This window comes from Streptomyces agglomeratus (assembly GCF_001746415.1).
GTDB classification, from domain to species: Bacteria; Actinomycetota; Actinomycetes; order Streptomycetales; family Streptomycetaceae; genus Streptomyces; species Streptomyces agglomeratus.
Genome location: NZ_MEHJ01000001.1, coordinates 4393380 through 4411617 on the forward strand (window position 1 = coordinate 4393380; position 18238 = coordinate 4411617).

19 protein-coding genes and 1 riboswitch are annotated in these 18238 nt (G+C 70.4%); of the genes, 11 read left to right on the forward strand and 8 right to left on the reverse strand.

The features are described from left to right. The first annotated feature begins 54 nt into the window (after positions 1–54). A complete protein-coding gene (locus AS594_RS19160) occupies positions 55–1071 on the forward strand; it encodes a carbohydrate-binding protein (protein ID WP_069932532.1) in 1017 nt (338 codons plus the stop codon). 68 nt (positions 1072–1139) lie between these two features. Here AS594_RS19160 and AS594_RS19165 read toward each other — a convergent pair whose 3' ends face one another. From AS594_RS19165 to AS594_RS19180, 4 genes are all read right to left on the reverse strand, one after another. After that, positions 1140–1991 carry a class II fructose-bisphosphate aldolase gene (locus tag AS594_RS19165; RefSeq protein ID WP_069932531.1) on the reverse strand — a complete coding sequence of 284 codons (852 nt, stop codon included), beginning with the start codon at positions 1989–1991 and terminating at the stop codon, positions 1140–1142. A 34-nt stretch (positions 1992–2025) separates the two neighbouring features. Beyond that, complete coding sequence (locus tag AS594_RS19170) at positions 2026–2952, reverse strand: 1-phosphofructokinase family hexose kinase (RefSeq protein WP_069932530.1); 927 nt, start codon at positions 2950–2952, stop codon at positions 2026–2028. Between the two features lie 158 nt (positions 2953–3110). After that, positions 3111–4256, reverse strand: coding sequence for an N-acetylglucosamine-6-phosphate deacetylase (nagA, locus tag AS594_RS19175; RefSeq protein WP_069932529.1), 1146 nt, complete (start codon positions 4254–4256; stop codon positions 3111–3113). Then, the gene (locus AS594_RS19180) at positions 4256–5227 is read right to left on the reverse strand and encodes an ROK family protein (RefSeq protein WP_069932528.1); all 972 of its coding nucleotides are present in this window, start codon (positions 5225–5227) and stop codon (positions 4256–4258) included. The genes nagA and AS594_RS19180 overlap by 1 nt, the downstream gene beginning before the upstream one ends. Before the next feature lie 268 nt (positions 5228–5495). Here AS594_RS19180 and AS594_RS19185 point away from each other — a divergent pair, with 268 nt between their 5' ends. The 3 genes from AS594_RS19185 to otsB all read left to right on the forward strand — a co-directional run bounded on the left by AS594_RS19185 (position 5496) and on the right by otsB (position 8155). Next, positions 5496–6710, forward strand: a complete 1215-nt coding sequence (locus AS594_RS19185) for an ABC transporter substrate-binding protein (RefSeq protein WP_069933868.1) — start codon at positions 5496–5498, stop codon at positions 6708–6710. A gap of 95 nt (positions 6711–6805) precedes the next feature. After that, positions 6806–7180 carry a DUF3263 domain-containing protein gene (locus AS594_RS19190; RefSeq protein ID WP_240509048.1) on the forward strand — a complete coding sequence of 125 codons (375 nt, stop codon included), beginning with the start codon at positions 6806–6808 and terminating at the stop codon, positions 7178–7180. Between the two features lie 108 nt (positions 7181–7288). Then, positions 7289–8155 (forward strand): trehalose-phosphatase, encoded by an 867-nt coding sequence (otsB, locus tag AS594_RS19195; RefSeq protein WP_069932527.1) that lies wholly within the window; start codon positions 7289–7291, stop codon positions 8153–8155. 89 nt (positions 8156–8244) lie between these two features. On the opposite strand, the gene AS594_RS19200 is transcribed toward otsB, so the two are convergent. Further along, a complete protein-coding gene (locus AS594_RS19200) occupies positions 8245–9660 on the reverse strand; it encodes an alpha,alpha-trehalose-phosphate synthase (UDP-forming) (protein WP_069932526.1) in 1416 nt (471 codons plus the stop codon). Positions 9661–9741: 81 nt separating this feature from the next. Beyond that, the gene (locus AS594_RS19205) at positions 9742–10692 is read right to left on the reverse strand and encodes a glucosyl-3-phosphoglycerate synthase (protein WP_069928206.1); all 951 of its coding nucleotides are present in this window, start codon (positions 10690–10692) and stop codon (positions 9742–9744) included. Positions 10693–10868: 176 nt separating this feature from the next. Continuing rightward, positions 10869–10996, forward strand: a riboswitch (SAM riboswitch). Between the two features lie 16 nt (positions 10997–11012). Here AS594_RS19205 and thrC point away from each other — a divergent pair. From thrC to AS594_RS19230, 5 genes are all read left to right on the forward strand, one after another. Continuing rightward, a complete protein-coding gene (gene thrC / locus AS594_RS19210; protein ID WP_069928207.1) occupies positions 11013–12311 on the forward strand; it encodes a threonine synthase in 1299 nt (432 codons plus the stop codon). After that, a complete protein-coding gene (locus tag AS594_RS19215) occupies positions 12308–12583 on the forward strand; it encodes a MoaD/ThiS family protein (protein WP_028811122.1) in 276 nt (91 codons plus the stop codon). Before thrC ends, AS594_RS19215 begins: the two co-directional genes overlap by 4 nt. 424 nt (positions 12584–13007) lie before the next feature. After that, positions 13008–13211: a cold-shock protein gene (locus tag AS594_RS19220; RefSeq protein WP_005315736.1), complete on the forward strand. Its 204-nt coding sequence runs from the start codon at positions 13008–13010 to the stop codon at positions 13209–13211. A gap of 315 nt (positions 13212–13526) precedes the next feature. Then, positions 13527–15149, forward strand: a complete 1623-nt coding sequence (gene groL, locus AS594_RS19225) for a chaperonin GroEL (protein WP_069928208.1) — start codon at positions 13527–13529, stop codon at positions 15147–15149. Between the two features lie 238 nt (positions 15150–15387). Beyond that, positions 15388–16497 carry a S8 family peptidase gene (locus AS594_RS19230; protein WP_240509049.1) on the forward strand — a complete coding sequence of 370 codons (1110 nt, stop codon included), beginning with the start codon at positions 15388–15390 and terminating at the stop codon, positions 16495–16497. 73 nt (positions 16498–16570) lie between these two features. Here the strand turns inward: AS594_RS19230 and AS594_RS19235 are convergent, their stop codons facing one another. Then, a complete protein-coding gene (locus AS594_RS19235) occupies positions 16571–16834 on the reverse strand; it encodes a DUF397 domain-containing protein (RefSeq protein WP_069932525.1) in 264 nt (87 codons plus the stop codon). Then, positions 16818–17657 carry a helix-turn-helix domain-containing protein gene (locus tag AS594_RS19240; protein ID WP_069932524.1) on the reverse strand — a complete coding sequence of 280 codons (840 nt, stop codon included), beginning with the start codon at positions 17655–17657 and terminating at the stop codon, positions 16818–16820. The genes AS594_RS19235 and AS594_RS19240 overlap by 17 nt, the downstream gene beginning before the upstream one ends. 116 nt (positions 17658–17773) lie before the next feature. On the opposite strand from AS594_RS19240, the gene AS594_RS19245 reads away from it, so the two are divergent. Together AS594_RS19245 and AS594_RS46210 are read left to right on the forward strand one after the other, a co-directional pair. Further along, a complete protein-coding gene (locus AS594_RS19245) occupies positions 17774–17989 on the forward strand; it encodes a hypothetical protein (RefSeq protein ID WP_069928212.1) in 216 nt (71 codons plus the stop codon). 77 nt (positions 17990–18066) lie between these two features. Beyond that, a complete protein-coding gene (locus AS594_RS46210) occupies positions 18067–18207 on the forward strand; it encodes a hypothetical protein (protein ID WP_240509050.1) in 141 nt (46 codons plus the stop codon). Positions 18208–18238 lie beyond the last annotated feature (31 nt).

An 18238-nucleotide genomic window follows, 5' to 3' on the forward strand; every position in this document is an offset into this window, starting at 1 on the left:
GGTAGGCTCGCCCGGTCGGCGACGGCTGGCGAACATGGTGAGGAGTGACCAGGGATGACTGCCGCGAACAACGGCACGAGCACGCCTGAGGACGACGATCCGTTCGGCTACCTCTACGAGGACGGCCAGGCGGCGGGTGCCGTCTCGCCCCGCTCGGGCGGCTACGGCTACCCGGGCTCGGCCTCGCAGCCCGGGGTGCCCAGAACCTCGTACCACCAGGTGGGAACGGTCGGGCAGCGGCAGTACGGGCAGCAGCACAGCCAGCACCAGCAGCAGTACGGCCAGCAGGTGCCCCCGCAGCAGCAGTACGGCCAGCAGGGCCAGCAGAACTACAGCCAGCCCAACGCCCACTACGCGGCCCCCGAGACGCAGCCCGGCGGCGCACCCACCCGCCCGGTGGCGCACTCGCACTCGGGCGGCGTCGGTGGCCGCGGCGGCGGGCCCAACACCAAGGGCCTGCTGATCGGCGCGCTCGCGGTCGTCGCGGTCGTCGTCATAGGAATCGGCATCGCGCTGCTGACCAGCGGTGACAAGGACGACAAGAACACCCAGGCCGGTGACACGGGCGGCGGTGGTTCCAGTGCGGGCCAGACGGTCAAGCCGAGCGAGGACCCGAAGGACAAGGACAAGTCCGAGAAGCCGGCGGCCGAGCTGCCCAAGAAGGACGCGGCGCTGCTCCAGCTCTCTCCGGGCCTGTCCACGGACAAGACGATCCCCGGCGCGCGGTCGTCGAGCGGCGCGTACGTGCCGCTGAACACGCCGGGCGCCTCGGCGACCTGGACGGTGAAGGTGCCGAAGGCCGGGGCGTACACGCTGTCGATCGACTACGGCGTGCCCGGCAAGGACGCCAAGACGTCGCTGACCGTCAACGGGAAGCCGCACGGCAGCGGGCTCAACATGAAGAACTTCGCCCGCGCCGAGGAAGGCGCCTGGGACAAGGGCTGGACGAACACCTTCGCCTACGTCAATCTCACCGAGGGCGACAACACCTTCGTGATCTCCTGCGGCGAGGGCGACCAGTGCGAGGCCAACCTCGACCGGCTGGAGCTCAAGGCCGGTCACATTCAGTAGGTCCGGCCACGTCCGGACAGGACCGGTCGTATCCAGACCGGCCGGTCACGTCCAGTGATCCCCGTGCTCTAGTGGCCCATCAGCCCCAGGAAGTGCGCCACCGTCCCGGTCATCGCCTCGCGAGCCGGGACGAGGTACTTCCTGGGGTCGACCGTCGCCGGGTTCGCGGCCAGGTACTCCCGTACCGCGCCCGTGAAGGCCGTGTTCAGGGCCGTGCCGACATTGATCTTGACCATGCCCGCCGCGACCGCCCGCCGGATCTCCCCGTCCGGTACGCCGGACGAGCCGTGCAGGACCAGCGGCACCGGTACGGCGTCCCGCAGGGCGGCGATCAGGCCGTGGTCCAGGGCCGCCGTGCGGTCCGTCATCGCGTGCGACGAACCGACGGCGACGGCGAGGGCGTCGACGCCCGTGTCGGCCACGTAGTTCACCGCCTCGCCCGGGTCGGTGCGGACGCCCGGCGCGTGGGCGTCGAGCGGGGCCTCGCCCTCCTTGCCGCCGACCTTGCCCAGTTCCGCCTCGATCCAGATGCCGCGCTCGTGACCCCAGCGGACCGCTTCCGCGGTGGCCTTCACGTTGTCGCCGTACGTCAGCTTCGAGGCGTCGAACATCGCGGAGCTGAAGCCCGCCGGGTGCGCGGCGCGCAGCAGTTCGACCGACTCGACGTGGTCGAGGTGCAGCGACAGCGGGGCGGTGGACGCCCGCGCCACGGCCGTCGCCGCCGCCGCGACGGCCGTGAGGTCGCCGCCGTGGAACTTGACCGCGTTCTCGGAGATCTGGAGGACGGCCGGTGTTCCCGCCCGCTCCGCGCCGGCCGCGATCGCCTCCGCGTGCTCCAGCGTGATGACGTTGAAGGCGGCCAGGCCGTGGCCCGATTCCCGGGCTGCGGTGACGAGTTCGCCGGTGCTGACGAGTGGCATGCGGTCCCCTGGTGCTCGTGGTGGGAGTGCGCGGTTACGCCGCCGTGGCGTGCGCGGTGACTTCGACCCGCGGCAGCAGGTCTTCGTACGTCGATGTGTCGAACTCGCCCGCCGCCGGGGCCAGTACGGTCGCCGCCGACAGTGCCACCGCCCGCGCCAGCCGCTCGGGCCAGGGGAGCCGCTCCACTAGCCCCGAGAGCAGTCCGGCCACCGCCGAGTCACCCGCGCCCGTCGGGTTGCCCTTCACACGGGCGGGCGGGGCCGCCTGCCAGCGGCCCTCGGGGGTGGCGGCGAGCATGCCGTCCGCGCCGAGCGAGGCGACCACGGCGTGCGCGCCCCGGCGGCGGGCGTCGTGGGCGGCGCGCAGGGGTTCGCGGGAGCCGGTGAGCTGCGCGAGTTCGTCGGCGTTGGGTTTGACGAGGTCGGGGCGGGCGGCGATGCCGCGGCGCAGCGGTTCGCCGCTGGTGTCGAGGAGTACGGGGACGCCGGCGGCGCGGGCGCGGCGGATCAGTTGGCCGTACGCGCCGACGTGGATGCCGGGGGGCAGGCTGCCGCAGAGGGCCACCGCGTCGGCGTCGCCGAGGAGTTCGGCGTACGAGGTGAGGAAGGCGGCCCACTCCTCGGGGGTGACCGCCGGGCCCGGTTCGTTGAGCTGGGTGGTGTCGCCGGTGGTGGCGTCGGCGACGGCGATGGTGCGACGGGTGTTGCCGGCGACGGGGATGAGCGCGTCGACGGGGCCGAGGGGGGCCAGCAGGTCGCGGAGTACGGCGCCGGTGGGGCCGCCCGCGAAGCCGGTGACGACGGTGTCGTGGCCGAGGGCGGCCAGTACCCGGGCGACGTTGACGCCCTTGCCGCCGGGGCGTTCGGCGACGTCGGTCACCCGGTGGGAGGCGTGCGGGACGAGGGCCGGGACGCGGTAGGTGATGTCGAGCGCGGTGTTCAGCGTGACGGTAAGGATCACTCGTGTCACCCCCCGTGGAAAGCGCTTGCTCCGTTCGAACCCTGCCGGGGCGATCATGCCAAAAAGAAGGCGGCTGGCCCAGGGTTCCGGGCCAGCCGCTCTGTGTCGCTTTGATATCAACTGATGGTGAAATCGCCGCACTTGGGGTTACATGGGACTTACGGTTCGATCACCCAGGCACCCTTGCGCATCACGCCCCTGAGCGTGAAGTCCGCGTCCAGCACCACCAGGTCCGCGTCCTTGCCGGGTTCCAGCGAGCCGACCCTGTCGTCGACGCCGAGCAGGCGGGCCGGGTTGGCGGAGACGGACCGTACGACATCCTCGACCGGCAGCCGGTCGACGGTCACCGCGCGCTTGAACGCGGTGTCGAGGGTGAGTGTGGAGCCCGCGATCGAGCCGCCCTCCGCGAGCCGCGCCACGCCGTCCCTGACCTCGACCGCCAGTGGACCGAGCGCGTACGTGCCGTCGCCGAAGCCCGCCGCGTCCATCGCGTCCGTGATGAACGCGACCCGCGCCGAACCCGCCCGGTGGTACGCCAGTTCCAGCGCGGCGGGGTGCAGGTGCGTGCCGTCGTTGATCAGCTCGACCGTGATCCGCTCGTCCTCCAGGAGCGCGGCGATCGGACCGGGCGTGCGGTGGCCGAGGGCGGGCATGGCGTTGTAGAGGTGCGTGGCCACGGTCGCGCCCGCGTCGATGGCCTCGACGGTCTGCTCGTACGTCGCGTCCGTGTGGCCGATGGCGGCGATCACGCCGTGCTCGGCGAGCAGCCGCACCGACTCGATGCCGCCGGGCAGTTCGGTCGCCAGCGTGACCATCTTCGCGGTGCCGTGCGCGGCGTCGATCAGCTTGCGGACCTCCGCCGGGTCCGGGTCGCGCAGCAGGTCCTCGCTGTGCGCGCCCTTGCGGCACGGCGAGATGAACGGGCCCTCGAAGTGGATGCCGGCCAGGTCGCCCTGCTGGACCAGCTCGGAGAGCAGCGCGGCCTGCCGGGCGAGTACGTCCATCTCGCCGGTCACGGTCGACGCGGCGATGGTCGTGGTGCCGTGCTCGCGGTGCGTCCGTACGCCCCTGAGTACGTCCTCGGCCGTGCCTGAGGTGAAGGAGGCACCGCCGCCGCCGTGCACGTGCATGTCGACGAAGCCGGGCACGATCCAGTGGCCGGACAGGTCCAGGGAGGGGGCGTCCGCCGGGGCGGCGCCCGCGATGCGCTCACCCTCGACGATGACCCGGCCGTTCTCGACGGTCCCGGTCGGCAGCACCACCCGGGCGCCGGAGAGAACCTTGCTTGCAGCGCGTCCGGTCATCAGGCGGATACCTCCGTGGCTTCTTCTGTGGCGTGCGTGGGGTCCGCAGCGTTTGTGGCGAGAAGGTCCCAGGCGAGGAGCCCCGCGCCCAGGCATCCGGCGGTGTCCCCGAGGGCCGCCGGAACGATCTGGGGCAGCTTCTGGAACGTGACGCGTTCCGCGACGGCCGCCCGCAGGGGTGTGAACAAGGTTTCCCCGGCCTCGGCGAGCCCGCCACCGATGATCAGCGTGCGCGGGTCCAGCAGGGTGAGAGCGGTGACGAGCCCGTCGGCGAGCGCGCCGATGGCGTCCAGCCACACCTCACGCGCCCGGGTGTCTCCCGCCTCCACGGCCTTGGCGCAGTCCGCGGCGTCGGCGTCCGGGTCACCGCAGGCGGCCGCCCAGGCGGCGGACACGGCGGAGGCGGAGGCCAGGCGCTCCAGGCAGCCCCGCTGACCGCAGCCGCAGAGGACACCGCCGGGGCGTACGACGATGTGGCCGATCTCGCCGGCGTAACCGTGGGCCCCGGACTCGATGACGCCGTTGATGCCGATGGCGCCGGCGATCCCCGTGCCGAGCGGTACGAACAGGAAGCGGTCCGCGCCCCGGCCCGCGCCGATGCGGCCCTCGGCCAGCCCGCCGGTGCGGACGTCGTGGCCGAGCGCGACCGGCACGCCGTGCAGCTTCCGGCTGAGGAGATCGCGCATCGGTACGTCGCGCCAGCCCAGGTTGGCGGCGTACACCGCGATCCCGTTCCCGGCGTCGACGATGCCGGGCACGGCGACGCCCGCGGCGGAGGCGCTCTCGCCGTACGTGGCCTCCCCGTACGCGCGCAGTCCGGCCGCGAAGTCCATGATCGTCTCGACGACGGCGTCCGGCCCCCGCTCCCTGCCGGTGGCCCGGCGGGCCTCGTGCAACAGTGCGCCGTCCGCGCCGACCAGCGCGGCCTTCATCCCGGTGCCGCCCACATCGAGGGCGATGACGTGTTTCACGGGAACAGTCTCGCGCGTGGACCATGGAAAGGTCTAGTCCACTCGCGCACCCGCGCCGTTCGTCACTCCTTTCCGTACTTCTTCCCTCCCTGTTTCCCGCGAGCTTCCTGAGGGAGGTGTTGCACAAGTGAGACCGCACTGGTGTAGACCTCACAGCGCGCACTAGGAGAAAATCGCAGCTCATACGCATGTCGGACAAAGAAACAGGTGGGGAAGAGCTGTGCACCGGCGTCTTTTGGGTTTGACCGCGACAGTGGTGGCACTGGGCATGACAGTGGCCCTGTCGGGATGCGGCAGCTCCGGGGACGGGGATGTCACGCTCAAGTTCGTCGCGGCGGACTACGACCCTGAGGGCGGCGACAGCACCAAGCAGTACTGGGAGGGCGTGGCGACCGCGTTCGAGGCGGAGAACAAGGGCATCAAGGTCGACGTCTCCGTCTACGACTGGAAGGACGTCGACCGCGAGGTCGCCGAGATGGTCGAGGCGGGCGACGCCCCGGACATCGCCCAGATCGGCGCGTACGCCGACTACGCGGCCGAGGGCCGGCTCTACCCCGTCAACGACCTGCTCTCCATCCCCGTACAGGCCAACCTGCTCGCCCCGCTGGCCGAGGCGGGCGAGGTCGGGCGGATGGCGTACGGCATCCCCTTCGTCGCCAGCACCCGCCTGCTCTTCTACAACAAGACGCTCTTCACCCAGGCCGGTCTCGAACCCCCCAAGTCGTGGGACGGGATCGAGAGCGCCGCCAAGGCGCTCAAGGAGCGCGGCGTGAAGTACCCGTTCGCGCTGCCGCTGGGCAAGGAAGAGGCCCAGGCCGAGACCATGATGTGGATGCTCAGCAACGGCGGCGGCTACACGGACTCGGTCGGTACGTACACGATCGACTCCCCGCAGAACGTCGAGGCGTTCGACTGGCTGAAGGACACCCTCGTCGGCGAGCAGCTGACCGGGCCCGTCGCCCCCGGCAAGCTCGACCGGAAGCCGGCCTTCACGGCGTTCGCGAACGGCGAGGTCGGCATGCTCAACGGTCACCCGTCCCTGCTCCAGCAGGCGGCCAAGAAGGGCGTCAAGGTCGGCATGGTGCCGCTGCCCGGGCCGGACGGCAAGGCGAGGTCGAGCATGGGCGTCGCCGACTGGATGATGGGCTTCAAGCAGAACGGTCACGGCCGGCAGATCGGCAAGTTCCTCGACTTCGCGTACAACGACGAGAACGTTCTGGAGTTCGCCGACCAGTACGACCTGCTGCCGGTGACGGTCTCCGCCTCCGAGACGATGGCCGAGGACCCGGCGCACAAGGAGCTGTGGCCGTTCCTGGAGGCGCTGTCGGAATCGACGCTCTACCCGGTGGGCAAGACGTCGTGGGCGAAGGTCAGCGAGAACATCAAAAAGCAGATCGGTGCGGTGGTCACGCCCAACGGCGACCCGACCGGGACACTGGGCGCGATCGGGCGCGAGGCGGCGGCGACGGAGAACGCGGAGTAGCGAGCAGCGGAGTGGCGGAGCGGGAGGCCGGGTGGGGGTTCCGGCCGCCGCCCTGGACCGCGCGGGGGTTCCGGGCGCCGCCCTAGACTGCTCATATGCCTTACGCCCCGGACGAGCCCGTCGAGCCCTCGGAGCCCTCCGAGTCCGGCGGGCCGTCCGTGTCCTCGGAGTCCCCCGCGTCCTCGGAGCCCGCCGAGCTCTCCGAGTCAGCCGAGCTGTCCGAGCCCGCCGAGCCCTCCGCGCGCTCCGGGCTTTCGGAGCGGGACCGGGCCGTCCTCGCCGTCGAGCGGCGGTCGTGGCCGGGGCCCGGCGCCAAGGAGCGGGCGGTCCGGGAGCAGCTCGGCATCTCGCCGACCCGGTACTACCAGCTCCTGAACGCCCTGCTGGACGATCCGCGCGCCGTCGCGCTCGACCCCGTCACGGTCAACCGCCTCCGCCGGGTACGCGACGCCCGCCGCGAGCGCCGCTGAGCGAGTGGCCGGGCGGGCCGGGTCGGGCCGGACCGGGCGGGCCGGGCGGTCGCCCGCTTCCCGTCGCCCCGGTGCCGAGCAGGGCGTGCGCCGGTAGGGTCGGGGGGCATGGCCAGCCAATCGCAACCGCACCCCCTGCCGACCGAGTTCACGCCCGCGACGCCCGCCGGCCGCGACGGCCTCGCCGCGCTGCTGGCCGCACCTGACCGGGCCCTGATCGCCCTCGACTTCGACGGCACGCTCGCCGACATCGTCCCCGACCCGGAGCAGTCCCGCGCCCATCCCGGCGCCGTGGGGGCGCTCGCCGCACTCGCGCCGTACGTCGGCTCCATCGCCGTGATCACCGGCCGGCCGGCCGGCGTCGCGGTCCGGTACGGCGGCTTCGCCGGAGTCGCCGGGCTCGAACACCTCGTCGTACTCGGCCACTACGGCGCCGAGCGCTGGGACGCCACGACCGGCACGGTCCGCGCCCCCGCCGCGCACCCCGGCGTGCAGGCGGCCCGCGCCGAACTGCCCGGTTTCCTCGACGGCATCGGCGCGTGGCGCGGTTCGTGGATCGAGGACAAGGGGCAGGCGGTCGCCGTGCACACGCGGCGCGCGGAGGACCCGGTGACGGCGTTCGAATCGTTGCGCGTGCCTCTATCGGAGCTGGCCGCCCGTCACGGGCTGATCGTCGAACCGGGCCGTCTGGTACTGGAGTTGCGTCCGCCGGGCGTCGACAAGGGCGTGGCGCTCGCGGAGTACGTGCGTGAGGTCGGCGCGGGCTGCGTGCTGTACGCCGGGGACGACCTGGGTGACGTGGCGGCGTACTCGACGGTGGAGAAGCTGCGTACGGAGGGCGTGCCGGGTCTGCTGGTGTGCAGCGGCAGCGAGGTTCCGGCCCTCGCGGACCGTGCGGACCTGGTGGTGGAGGGCCCGTCGGGAGTCGTGGCCCTGCTGAAGTCCCTGTCCACAGTCGCCGGCAAGGCGGCCTGAAGCGGGCAGGTCCGGCCCGTCCGGCGTTCGAGGACACGCCCGGAGGGAGTACGGGGGCCGGGGGGCATTTCCCCCGGCCAGTCCCGAGGTCAGGCCCCCGTCGTCAGCGCCGAGAGCTGCGCCAGGAACCAGGCCGCCGGGGGCAGCGCCGTCGCCGCGGCGGACAGCCGCTTCGTGCGCTCCGCCCGCTCACCCGGCTCCATCACCAGCGCCGCGTGCAACGCGTCCGCCGTCGCACCGATGTCGTACGGGTTCACGACGATCGCGTCGCCGCCCAGCTCCTCGTACGCCCCCGCCTCCCGCGAAAGCACCAGCGCGCATCCCGCGTCGGACACCACCGGCACCTCCTTCGCCACGAGGTTCATGCCGTCCCTGATCGGGTTGACCAGCGCCACGTCGGCCATCCGGTACGCCGCCAGCGACCGGCCGAAGTCGTCGTCCAGCTCCATCAGCACCGGCTGCCAGTCGTCCGTCCCGTACTCCGCGTTGATCTCGTCCGCGAGCCGCCGCACCGCCGCCGTGTAGTCGCGATACACCTCCAGGTCCTGCCGTGACGGGTACGCGAAGGCGATGTGCACCACCTGCCCGCGCCACTCCGGCCGGTCCGCCAGCAGCCGGCGGTACGCGAGCAGGCCGCGGACGATGTTCTTGGAGAGCTCCGTACGGTCCACCCGGACGATCGTCCTGCGCCCGGCCCCGACCCGCTCCCGCAGCCGGACCATCCACTCGTTCACGTCCTCCTGGTGCGCCCGCTCCCGCAAAAACTCCGCGTCGGCGCCCAGACCATGCACCCCGACCGCCGTGCCCTCCAGCGCCTCGGCGCCCAGCACCTCCACCGCGCACGCCGCGAAGGCGTCGGCCCAGCGCCGGGTCAGGAACGCCACCCGGTCCGCGCCGAGCAGTCCCCGCAGGAGCTGCCGGGCGATGTCGTCGGGCAGCAGGCGGAAGTAGTCCACCGGCGCCCACGGGGTGTGCGTGAAGTGGCCGATCCGCAGGTCGGGGCGCAGCTCGCGCAGCATGCCCGGCACCAGGCACAGGTGGTAGTCCTGCACCAGCACCGCCGCCCCGGGAGCGGCCTCCGACGCCAGCGCGTCGGCGAAGGCGCGGTTGTACGTCTCGTACGCCGCCCACTGCCGCCGGAACTCCGTGTCGAAGACCGGCTCCAGAGGCGTCTGGTAGAGCATGTGGTGGACGAACCACAGCACCGAGTTCGCGATGCCGTTGTACGCGTCCGCGTGCACCCCGGCGTCGATGTCGAGCATCCGGACGCCCGCCGTGCCCTCCCCGCGCCGTACCGCTTCCCGGTCGCCGTCGCCGAGTGCCGCGCACACCCACAGCGAGGCGGTCTCCTCGCCGGCCCGCCCGATCGCCGACAGCCCCGAGACCAGACCGCCCCCGCCCCGCTTGGCGGCGAGCGTGCCGTCCTCCAGGAGCGTGTACGAAACCGGGCCGCGGTTGGATGCGACGAGGACCTGTGCGGCGTGCTCGGAGACCGTGGAGACCATGTGGCGAAACCTAGCCCGTACTGGAAGCCCTCAAACGTGCGTACGGACGTGCCATGGGCCACCCCCGATCCGTGGCCCCGGTTACGCCGCCCGCCGCGCCGCGTACTCGGCGATCTCACGCATCGGCGGCCGCTCCTCCGTGTCCACCGCGTACGTCTTCGGTACGAACCCGCACCCGTCCACGCCCCGCTCGAACTGGGTCAGCGCCGGCCGCACCAGGGCGCCGCGCGAGAGCCGGAGGTGGGCCGTCCGGTAGATGGTGGCGGCCATCCGCCCGAGCGCCTGCCCGTCCTGGTGACGGTGCTTGCGTACGCCCACGTCCACCTGGGCCAGCGCGTCCAGGCCGACCGTGTGCAGCGAGTCCACGAGCAGGCCCAGCTCCACTCCGTAACCGACCGGGAAGGGCAGCCGCTCCAGGAGGGACCGCCGTACGGCGTACTCGCCGCCCAGCGGCTGTACGAACCCGGCCAGCTGCGGCCAGTGCAGATTGAGCAGCGGGCGTGCCACCAATTCGGTGACGCGGCCTCCCTGACCAGTGGCTTCGCCCAGCGGCCGGTCATACATCGCCTTGACGAAATGCACGTCGGGTTCGGTCAGCAGCGGCCCGACGATGCCCGACACGAACGAGGCGGAGAAGTCCTTCAGATCCGAGTCGATGAAGCACACGATGTCGCCGCTGGTCACGAGCAGTGACCGCCACAGCACCTCGCCCTTGCCGGGCAGGGCGGGTATGCGGGGCAGTACGGCGTCCCGGTGGACGACCCGGGCTCCCGCCGCCGTCGCCACCTGGGCCGTACGGTCCTTCGAGCCCGAGTCCAGGACGACGAGCTCGTCCACGAGGGGCACGGCCTCCACCAGCTCGTGGCGTATCGCCGCCACGATGTCGCCGACCGTCTCCTCCTCGTCGAGGGCGGGCAGGACGACGCTGACGGTGAGGCCGCGCCCGGCCTTGGCCGCGACCAGCCGGTCCAGCGGCCGGTCGGCCGTGGACCAGGACCTCAGGTTCAGCCAGCGCTCCACCTCTTCCAGCACGGGCCTCTCCCTCGTCGGTGAGCCGCTTCCCGGCTCTCCAAGTGATCCATCTCGCGGTGCGGACGACTGGTTCAACCGTCCGGGGGTTCGGTTACAGTCTTGAACAACGCGGACGACCCTCGCATCTCGGGGGGTGCCGCGGAACAAACGCGCCGGGCCCAGACCCGGCGCCATAGCGCTCATCCAGAGGGACAGAGGGAACGGCCCGTTGAAGTCCCGGCAACCAGTCCGCCGACCGCGAGGTAACGGTGGGGACGGTGCCAATTCCGTCTCACGGCGAAACGCGCCGTGGGGAAGATGAGGAGAAAGGGCCTCGCACCATGGCTGTGCAGTCTGTTGAAGTTGATGCAAGCACCACGAATCCCCTGCCCGTAGACCTGGGCCCCGCCACCGCGCTTTCCTGCCGCGAGTGCGGAGAGCGATTCGAACTCGGCCCGATCTTCGCCTGTTCCTCCTGTTTCGGTCCTCTTGAGGTCGCCTACGACCTCCCGCTCGGCGACGCCGATGCGCTGCGCAAGCAGATCGAGGCCGGACCGGACAACATCTGGCGGTACGCGCCGCTGCTGCCCGTGCCCGCCGACGTGGCCTCGAAGCCGAGCCTGAACCCGGGCTTCACCAAGCTGGTCAAGGCCGACAACCTGGCCCGTGAGCTGGGCGTCACCGGTGGTCTGTACGTCAAGGACGACTCCGGCAACCCGACGCACTCCTTCAAGGACCGTGTCGTCGCGATCGCCGTCGAGGCCGCACGCGCGTTCGGCTTCACCACGCTTTCCTGCTCCTCCACCGGCAACCTCGCCGGCGCGGTCGGTGCCGCCGCCGCGCGGGCCGGTTTCCGCTCGTGCGTGTTCATCCCGCACGACCTGGAGCAGGGCAAGGTCGTCATGGCTTCGGTCTACGGCGGTGACCTCGTCGGCATCGAGGGCAACTACGACGACGTGAACCGCTTCTGCTCGGAGCTGATCGGGGACCCGCTGGGCGAGGGATGGGGCTTCGTCAACGTCAACCTGCGCCCGTACTACGGCGAGGGCTCCAAGACCCTGGCGTACGAGATCTGCGAGCAGCTCGGCTGGGAGATCCCGGACCAGCTCGTCATCCCGATCGCCTCGGGCTCGCAGCTCACGAAGATCGACAAGGGGCTGAAGGAGCTCATCGCCCTGGGTCTGGTCGAGGACAAGCCGTACAAGATCTTCGGCGCCCAGGCGGAGGGCTGCTCGCCGGTGTCGGCGGCCTTCAAGGCCGGGCACGACGTCGTACGGCCGCAGAAGCCGAACACGATCGCCAAGTCCCTCGCGATCGGCAACCCGGCCGACGGCCCGTACGTCCTGGACATCGCCCGCCGTACGGGTGGCGCGGTCGAGGACGTCAACGACGAGCAGGTCGTGGAGTCGATCAAGCTGCTGGCCGAGACGGAGGGCATCTTCGCGGAGACCGCGGGCGGCGTGACCGTCGGCGTGACGAAGAAGCTCATCGAGGCCGGGCTGCTCGACCCCTCCCTGACCACCGTCGTGCTCAACACGGGCGACGGCCTGAAGACCCTTGAGGCGGTGGCCCCGACCACGGGTCAGTCCGCCGTCATCCGCCCCAACCTGGACTCTTTCCGAGAGGCTGGCCTCGCATGAGCGTCAACGTCCGCATTCCGACGATTCTCCGTACGTACACGGACGGCAAGGCCGAGGTCGCGGCCGAGGGCGCGACCCTCGCCGAGGTCATCGCCGACCTGGAGAAGAACCACGCGGGCATCGCGGCCCGTGTCCTGGACGACCAGGGCAAGCTGCGGCGCTTCGTCAACGTGTACGTGAACGACGACGACGTGCGCTTCGAGCAGGGCCTGGAGACGGCCACGCCCGACGGCGCCGGCGTCTCGATCATCCCGGCCGTCGCCGGAGGCTGACCCGCCTCGCACCACCCCGTGTTACGCCGATTGCCCCCTCCGCGATGAAAGCGGAGGGGGCAATTCTGCATGGTTGAGCGCGGTACAGTTGGGGAAGCCCCCTCCTCTGCCTGTGCCCGGCGCATATGAGAATGCGTCCCCGCGCGACAAGAAGCAGCCAAAGTGCCGGACCTAATTGCCGCTCATGTGTGCTTTGTCCGGCCCGACTTGCCCTGGAAATCGGGGAATTACTCTCTTTCGCGTGTTCCGCCATGCCCAGATTTCTCGTCCGATTGACCTGTTGCAGAGGGCAGTTGGGCGGATACATTCAGCCGCGGTCGACGCGTTCCGGCGCACGCCCTCTCCTGTCGGAGGGTGGAGGAGTCTGACCCAGGACCCGCGAAGTGCGGTCCTGTGCAAGGGCCAGAAATAGGGGAGTTAAGCCATGGCTCAGGGCACCGTCAAGTGGTTCAACGCGGAGAAGGGGTACGGCTTCATCGCGGTCGACGGTGGTGCGGATGTTTTCGTCCACTACAGCGCGATCCAGATGGACGGGTACCGCACCCTTGAAGAAGGTCAGCGAGTCGAGTTCGAGATCTCGCAGGGCCAGAAGGGTCCGCAGGCGGACATGGTCAAGCTCGCCGTCTGATCCCGGCGCGATCGGCCACCGACGCACTCACGCATGAAGGGCCTGTACCCCACACCGGGTACAGGCCCTTCACGCGTGCCGCGTTCCGTTCGGACGCCTGTCCACATCCGAGGGGGACGCTTGCACTCGAAGGGGTCGAGTGCTAATCATTGGCGTTAGCACTGTTAGCACTCTCCCAGTGAGAGTGACAGAAGGACCGGGCCGGTGAGGCCCGCAGGCCGGGTGGGACAAGGAAAACCACCAGGCAGGCAGGCCGTCCGTCGCGGGCGCCACTCGGTCCGGAGAATCCACCCCAGTCCGGGAGGACCACTTCACATGGCCAAGATCATCGCGTTCGACGAGGAGGCACGGCGCGGTCTCGAGCGCGGGATGAACCAGCTCGCCGACGCCGTCAAGGTCACCCTCGGCCCCAAGGGCCGTAACGTCGTCCTCGAGAAGAAGTGGGGCGCCCCCACGATCACCAACGATGGTGTTTCCATCGCCAAGGAGATCGAGCTCGAGGACCCGTACGAGAAGATCGGCGCCGAGCTGGTCAAGGAAGTCGCGAAGAAGACCGACGACGTAGCCGGTGACGGCACGACGACCGCGACTGTCCTCGCCCAGGCTCTGGTCCGCGAGGGCCTGCGCAACGTCGCCGCCGGCGCCAACCCGATGGCCCTCAAGCGCGGCATCGAGAAGGCCGTCGAGGCCGTCTCCGCCGCTCTCCTTGAGCAGGCCAAGGACGTGGAGACCAAGGAGCAGATCGCTTCGACGGCCTCCATCTCCGCCGCCGACACGCAGATCGGCGAGCTCATCGCCGAGGCGATGGACAAGGTCGGCAAGGAAGGCGTCATCACCGTCGAGGAGTCGCAGACCTTCGGTCTCGAGCTTGAGCTCACCGAGGGCATGCGCTTCGACAAGGGCTACATCTCGGCGTACTTCGCCACCGACATGGAGCGCATGGAGTCGTCGCTCGACGACCCGTACATCCTGATCGTCAACTCCAAGATCTCCAACGTGAAGGACCTCCTTCCGCTGCTGGAGAAGGTCATGCAGTCGGGCAAGCCGCTGCTGATCATCGCGGAGGACGTCGAGGGCGAGGCGCTGTCCACGCTCGTCGTCAACAAGATCCGTGGCACCTTCAAGTCCGTCGCCGTCAAGGCTCCGGGCTTCGGTGACCGCCGCAAGGCCATGCTCGGCGACATCGCCATCCTCACCGGTGGCACCGTCATCTCCGAGGAGGTCGGCCTCAAGCTGGAGAACGCCGGTCTCGACCTGCTCGGCCGCGCCCGCAAGGTCGTCATCACCAAGGACGAGACCACGATCGTCGACGGCGCCGGTGAGAGCGACCAGGTCCAGGGTCGCGTCAACCAGATCCGTGCCGAGATCGAGAACTCCGACTCGGACTACGACCGCGAGAAGCTCCAGGAGCGTCTGGCGAAGCTGGCCGGCGGCGTGGCCGTCATCAAGGCCGGTGCCGCCACGGAGGTCGAGCTCAAGGAGCGCAAGCACCGTATCGAGGACGCCGTTCGCAACGCGAAGGCGGCCGTCGAAGAGGGCATCGTCGCCGGTGGTGGCGTGGCGCTGCTCCAGGCCACGGCCGTCTTCGAGAAGCTCGAGCTCCAGGGCGACGAGGCGACCGGCGCCAACGCCGTGAAGCTCGCGCTGGAGGCTCCGCTCAAGCAGATCGCCGTCAACGGTGGTCTCGAGGGTGGCGTCATCGTCGAGAAGGTGCGCAACCTCCCGCTCGGCCACGGCCTGAACGCCGCGACCGGCGAGTACGTCGACATGATCGCCGAGGGCATCATCGACCCGGCGAAGGTCACGCGCTCCGCTCTCCAGAACGCCGCGTCCATCGCCGCGCTGTTCCTCACCACGGAGGCGGTCATCGCCGACAAGCCCGAGAAGGCCGGTGCCCCCGCGGGCGGCGGCATGCCGGGCGGTGACATGGACTTCTGATCCTCACGGATCGGCTGTTCAGCTGTACGGACCGAGGGCGGCATCCCCTGCGAGGGGGATGCCGCCCTCGGGCGTTCCCGGCGTTCCTGATCCGGGATGTGAATACACTTAGTATTCAAACCACCGCACTGAGTGATTGCGCTTGATCGTTTCTGCATGGTGCCATCGTGACCACGCCGAACCCCATGAGATCGCCCTCGCGGCCGCCGTCACGGCTGTCCTGGCGACAGTAGGCCCGTTGTCCGCCTCCGCGACGCAGGCTGCCCGTTCCGCCCCCGCCCCGCTCAGACTCGTGGATCAGGCCGTGCCCGGTCAGTACCTCGTCGAGATGAAGCCCACGTCCGACGTCGCCAAGGTGGCGACCCAGGTCGGCGTGACGCCGCTGTTCAGTTTCAAGAAGGTCATGCACGGCTTCGCCGCCAAGCTCACGGACGATCAGCTGACCCGGGTGCGGGCCGATCCGAACGTGGCGGCCGTGGAGCAGGACGCCAAGGTCACCGTGTCCGGGCCCGCTGGGTCATGGGGCCTCGACCGGATCGACCAGCACGCCCTGCCGCTCGACAACCAGTTCACCGCCACGGCGACCGGCGCCGGGGGAATCGCCTACATCCTCGACACGGGCATCGACTACAGCCACACGGAGTTCGCGGGGCGCGCGAGGTCCGGGTTCGACGCCTTCCCGGGCGAGGGGCGCCTGGGGCGGGACTGCCAGGGCCACGGCACCCATGTGGCGGGCACGGTGGGAGGCGCGACGTACGGCGTCGCGCGCGAGGCACAGCTCTACAGCGTCCGGGTCATGAACTGCGAGGGCACCGGCAGCAACGCCACGGTCATCGCCGGGCTCGACTGGGCGGCCTCGCACGCCGCCGAGGACCCCGACAGGCCGGCCGTACTCAACGCATCGCTCGGCGGTCCCAAGTCGGAGCAGGTGAACGCTGCCGCCACCAAGCTCGCGGCCAGTGGCGTCCTGCCCGTGATGGCGGCCGGCAACGACGCGAAGGACGCCTGCGACGTCTCCCCGGCGTCCGCCGAAGGGGTGGTCACGGTCGCCGCGTCCGACCACGCCGACGCGGAGGCGCCCTTCTCCAACCGCGGCTCGTGCGTGGAGGTCTACGCGCCGGGCACCAAGATCGTCTCGGCGAAGCTCGGCGGCGGAAGCGTCGCTCTCGACGGCACGTCCATGGCCTCTCCCCACGTGGCCGGGACGGCCCTGCTCTACAACAGCACCAACGCGTCGGCCACCTCGGAGCAGATCGCGAGCTGGCTCGACACCACCTCGACCAAGGACGCATTGTCGGGCGTCACCCCGGGCACGCCCAACAAGCTCCTCTTCACAGGCGGTCTCTGACCCCTGCGGCAGCCGCCTGTCCTCCGCCCCCGAACGTGGGGTGGAGGACAGGCGGTCGTCGTTTCCGGTCCGGCTACCGCCGCTTGAGATCCGCGACGAAGGCGGACCAGGCGGCGGCGGGGAACACGAGCGCCGGGCCTTCGGGGTTCTTGGAGTCTCGGACAGGGACGGCGTGGGGGTGTCCGTCGGACACTTCGAGGCAGTCGCCGCCGCTGCCGTCGCTGTAGGTGGACTTGCGCCAGGTGGCGACCTCAAGGCAGTTGCCGCCGTCTCCGCCGCTGTAGCTGGACTTGTGCCAGGTCGCCGTGGACAGGTCGTACTCAGGGCTGGTTCTCATGCGCGTAATCCTCCGCCACTGATGCGATCAGAGCCAGGGATTCCTTGGGGGACAGTGCCATGGCCCTGACCAGATCGTAGGTCAGTTCGTAGCGGGCGACGGTGGCCGGATCGTCCTCCAACTGGCCTGTGCCCAGACCTTCGAGGTAGGCGAGAGGGGGCGCGTCCTCGAACCCCATCAGTTTGATGCCGCCGTCCATCGCCGCATGCGCCCCCGCCCCGAACGGCAGCACCTGCGCGATGATGCGGTGGCGGCGGACCATCGCCGCCAGGTGGTTCAGCGCCTGCGCCATCTCCGCGGGCTCGCCCACCTTCCGGCGCAGTACCGCCTCGTCCAGCACCGTCCACAACAGCGGCTTTGTTGGGTCGTCGAGGAGATGCGCGCGCTCCAGCCTCGCCGCCACCAGTTCGTCGATCACCTCTTCGGCGGCTGTCGGCTGGTACGCGCGGAAGATCGCCCTCGCGTACGGTTCCGTCTGCAACAGGCCGGGGATCAGGAGCGGCGCGTACTCCTTGATCGCCGTCGCGATCGCTTCCGCCTCGGCCGCCTCCGCGAAGTGGTCCGGGTACTTCGACTTCGTGGACGCCTTGCAGTTCCGTTCGAAGAAGCCGCCCGTTCCCAAGATCTCGTCTATCTTCGCGGCGTACTCCGGCATCATCCGGCGCGTTCCCGCCTCCAGCTGGCCGATGAACGAGCCGCTCACGAAGAGTGGCCGGCCGAGTTCCTCCTGGGTGAGGCCCTCCTTCTCGCGCGCGTGGCGCAGTTCCGCGCCGAGCAGGGCGCGGGGTGAGGAGGAAGGGTCGAGGTCCTTCGGACCGGGCATGGCAACTCCCTGTCGTACATACGGGGTTGTTGGGCCGTCTTCACTGTTCAGGCTAGTGCTCTTTCGGACACGCTGTGTGAGGAAAGCGAATACACAGCGTGCGGAGGTACCTGGTCATGGTGGTGCGATCGTCGGAGCGGCTGCGGGCCGCGGAAGAGGTGGTGGCCCAGTTGCGGGAGGGGCTCGGGGTGGTCGCGGTGACGCTGCCGTCGCTGCGGGTGGACGTGGTGTCGCTGGCGAGCGAGGCGCCGTATCCGCTGGTCGACCTGGGGCGATGCAATCTGGACACGGCGATGCGGCTCGCCGCCGTACTTCAGGGGCTCAAGCCGTGACCGACGGCGAGCCGCCCGCGACGGGGGCGTACGCCGTGGATGTCCGGGACGGGCGGGTGGGCCGGGTGATGGGCCGTGTGGGTACTTACGTACAGCTACGGCCGCCCGGTGGGGGCAAGGAGTGGGACTGCCCGCCGGAGGACGTGCGGGCGGCTCCGAGCGGGGAGGTGCTCAGGGCGCGCGTGCGGGAGATCAACGCGCAGGGCCGGCTGCCGTGACATGCCGCGCGAAAAGGGCGGCACCCCCTGC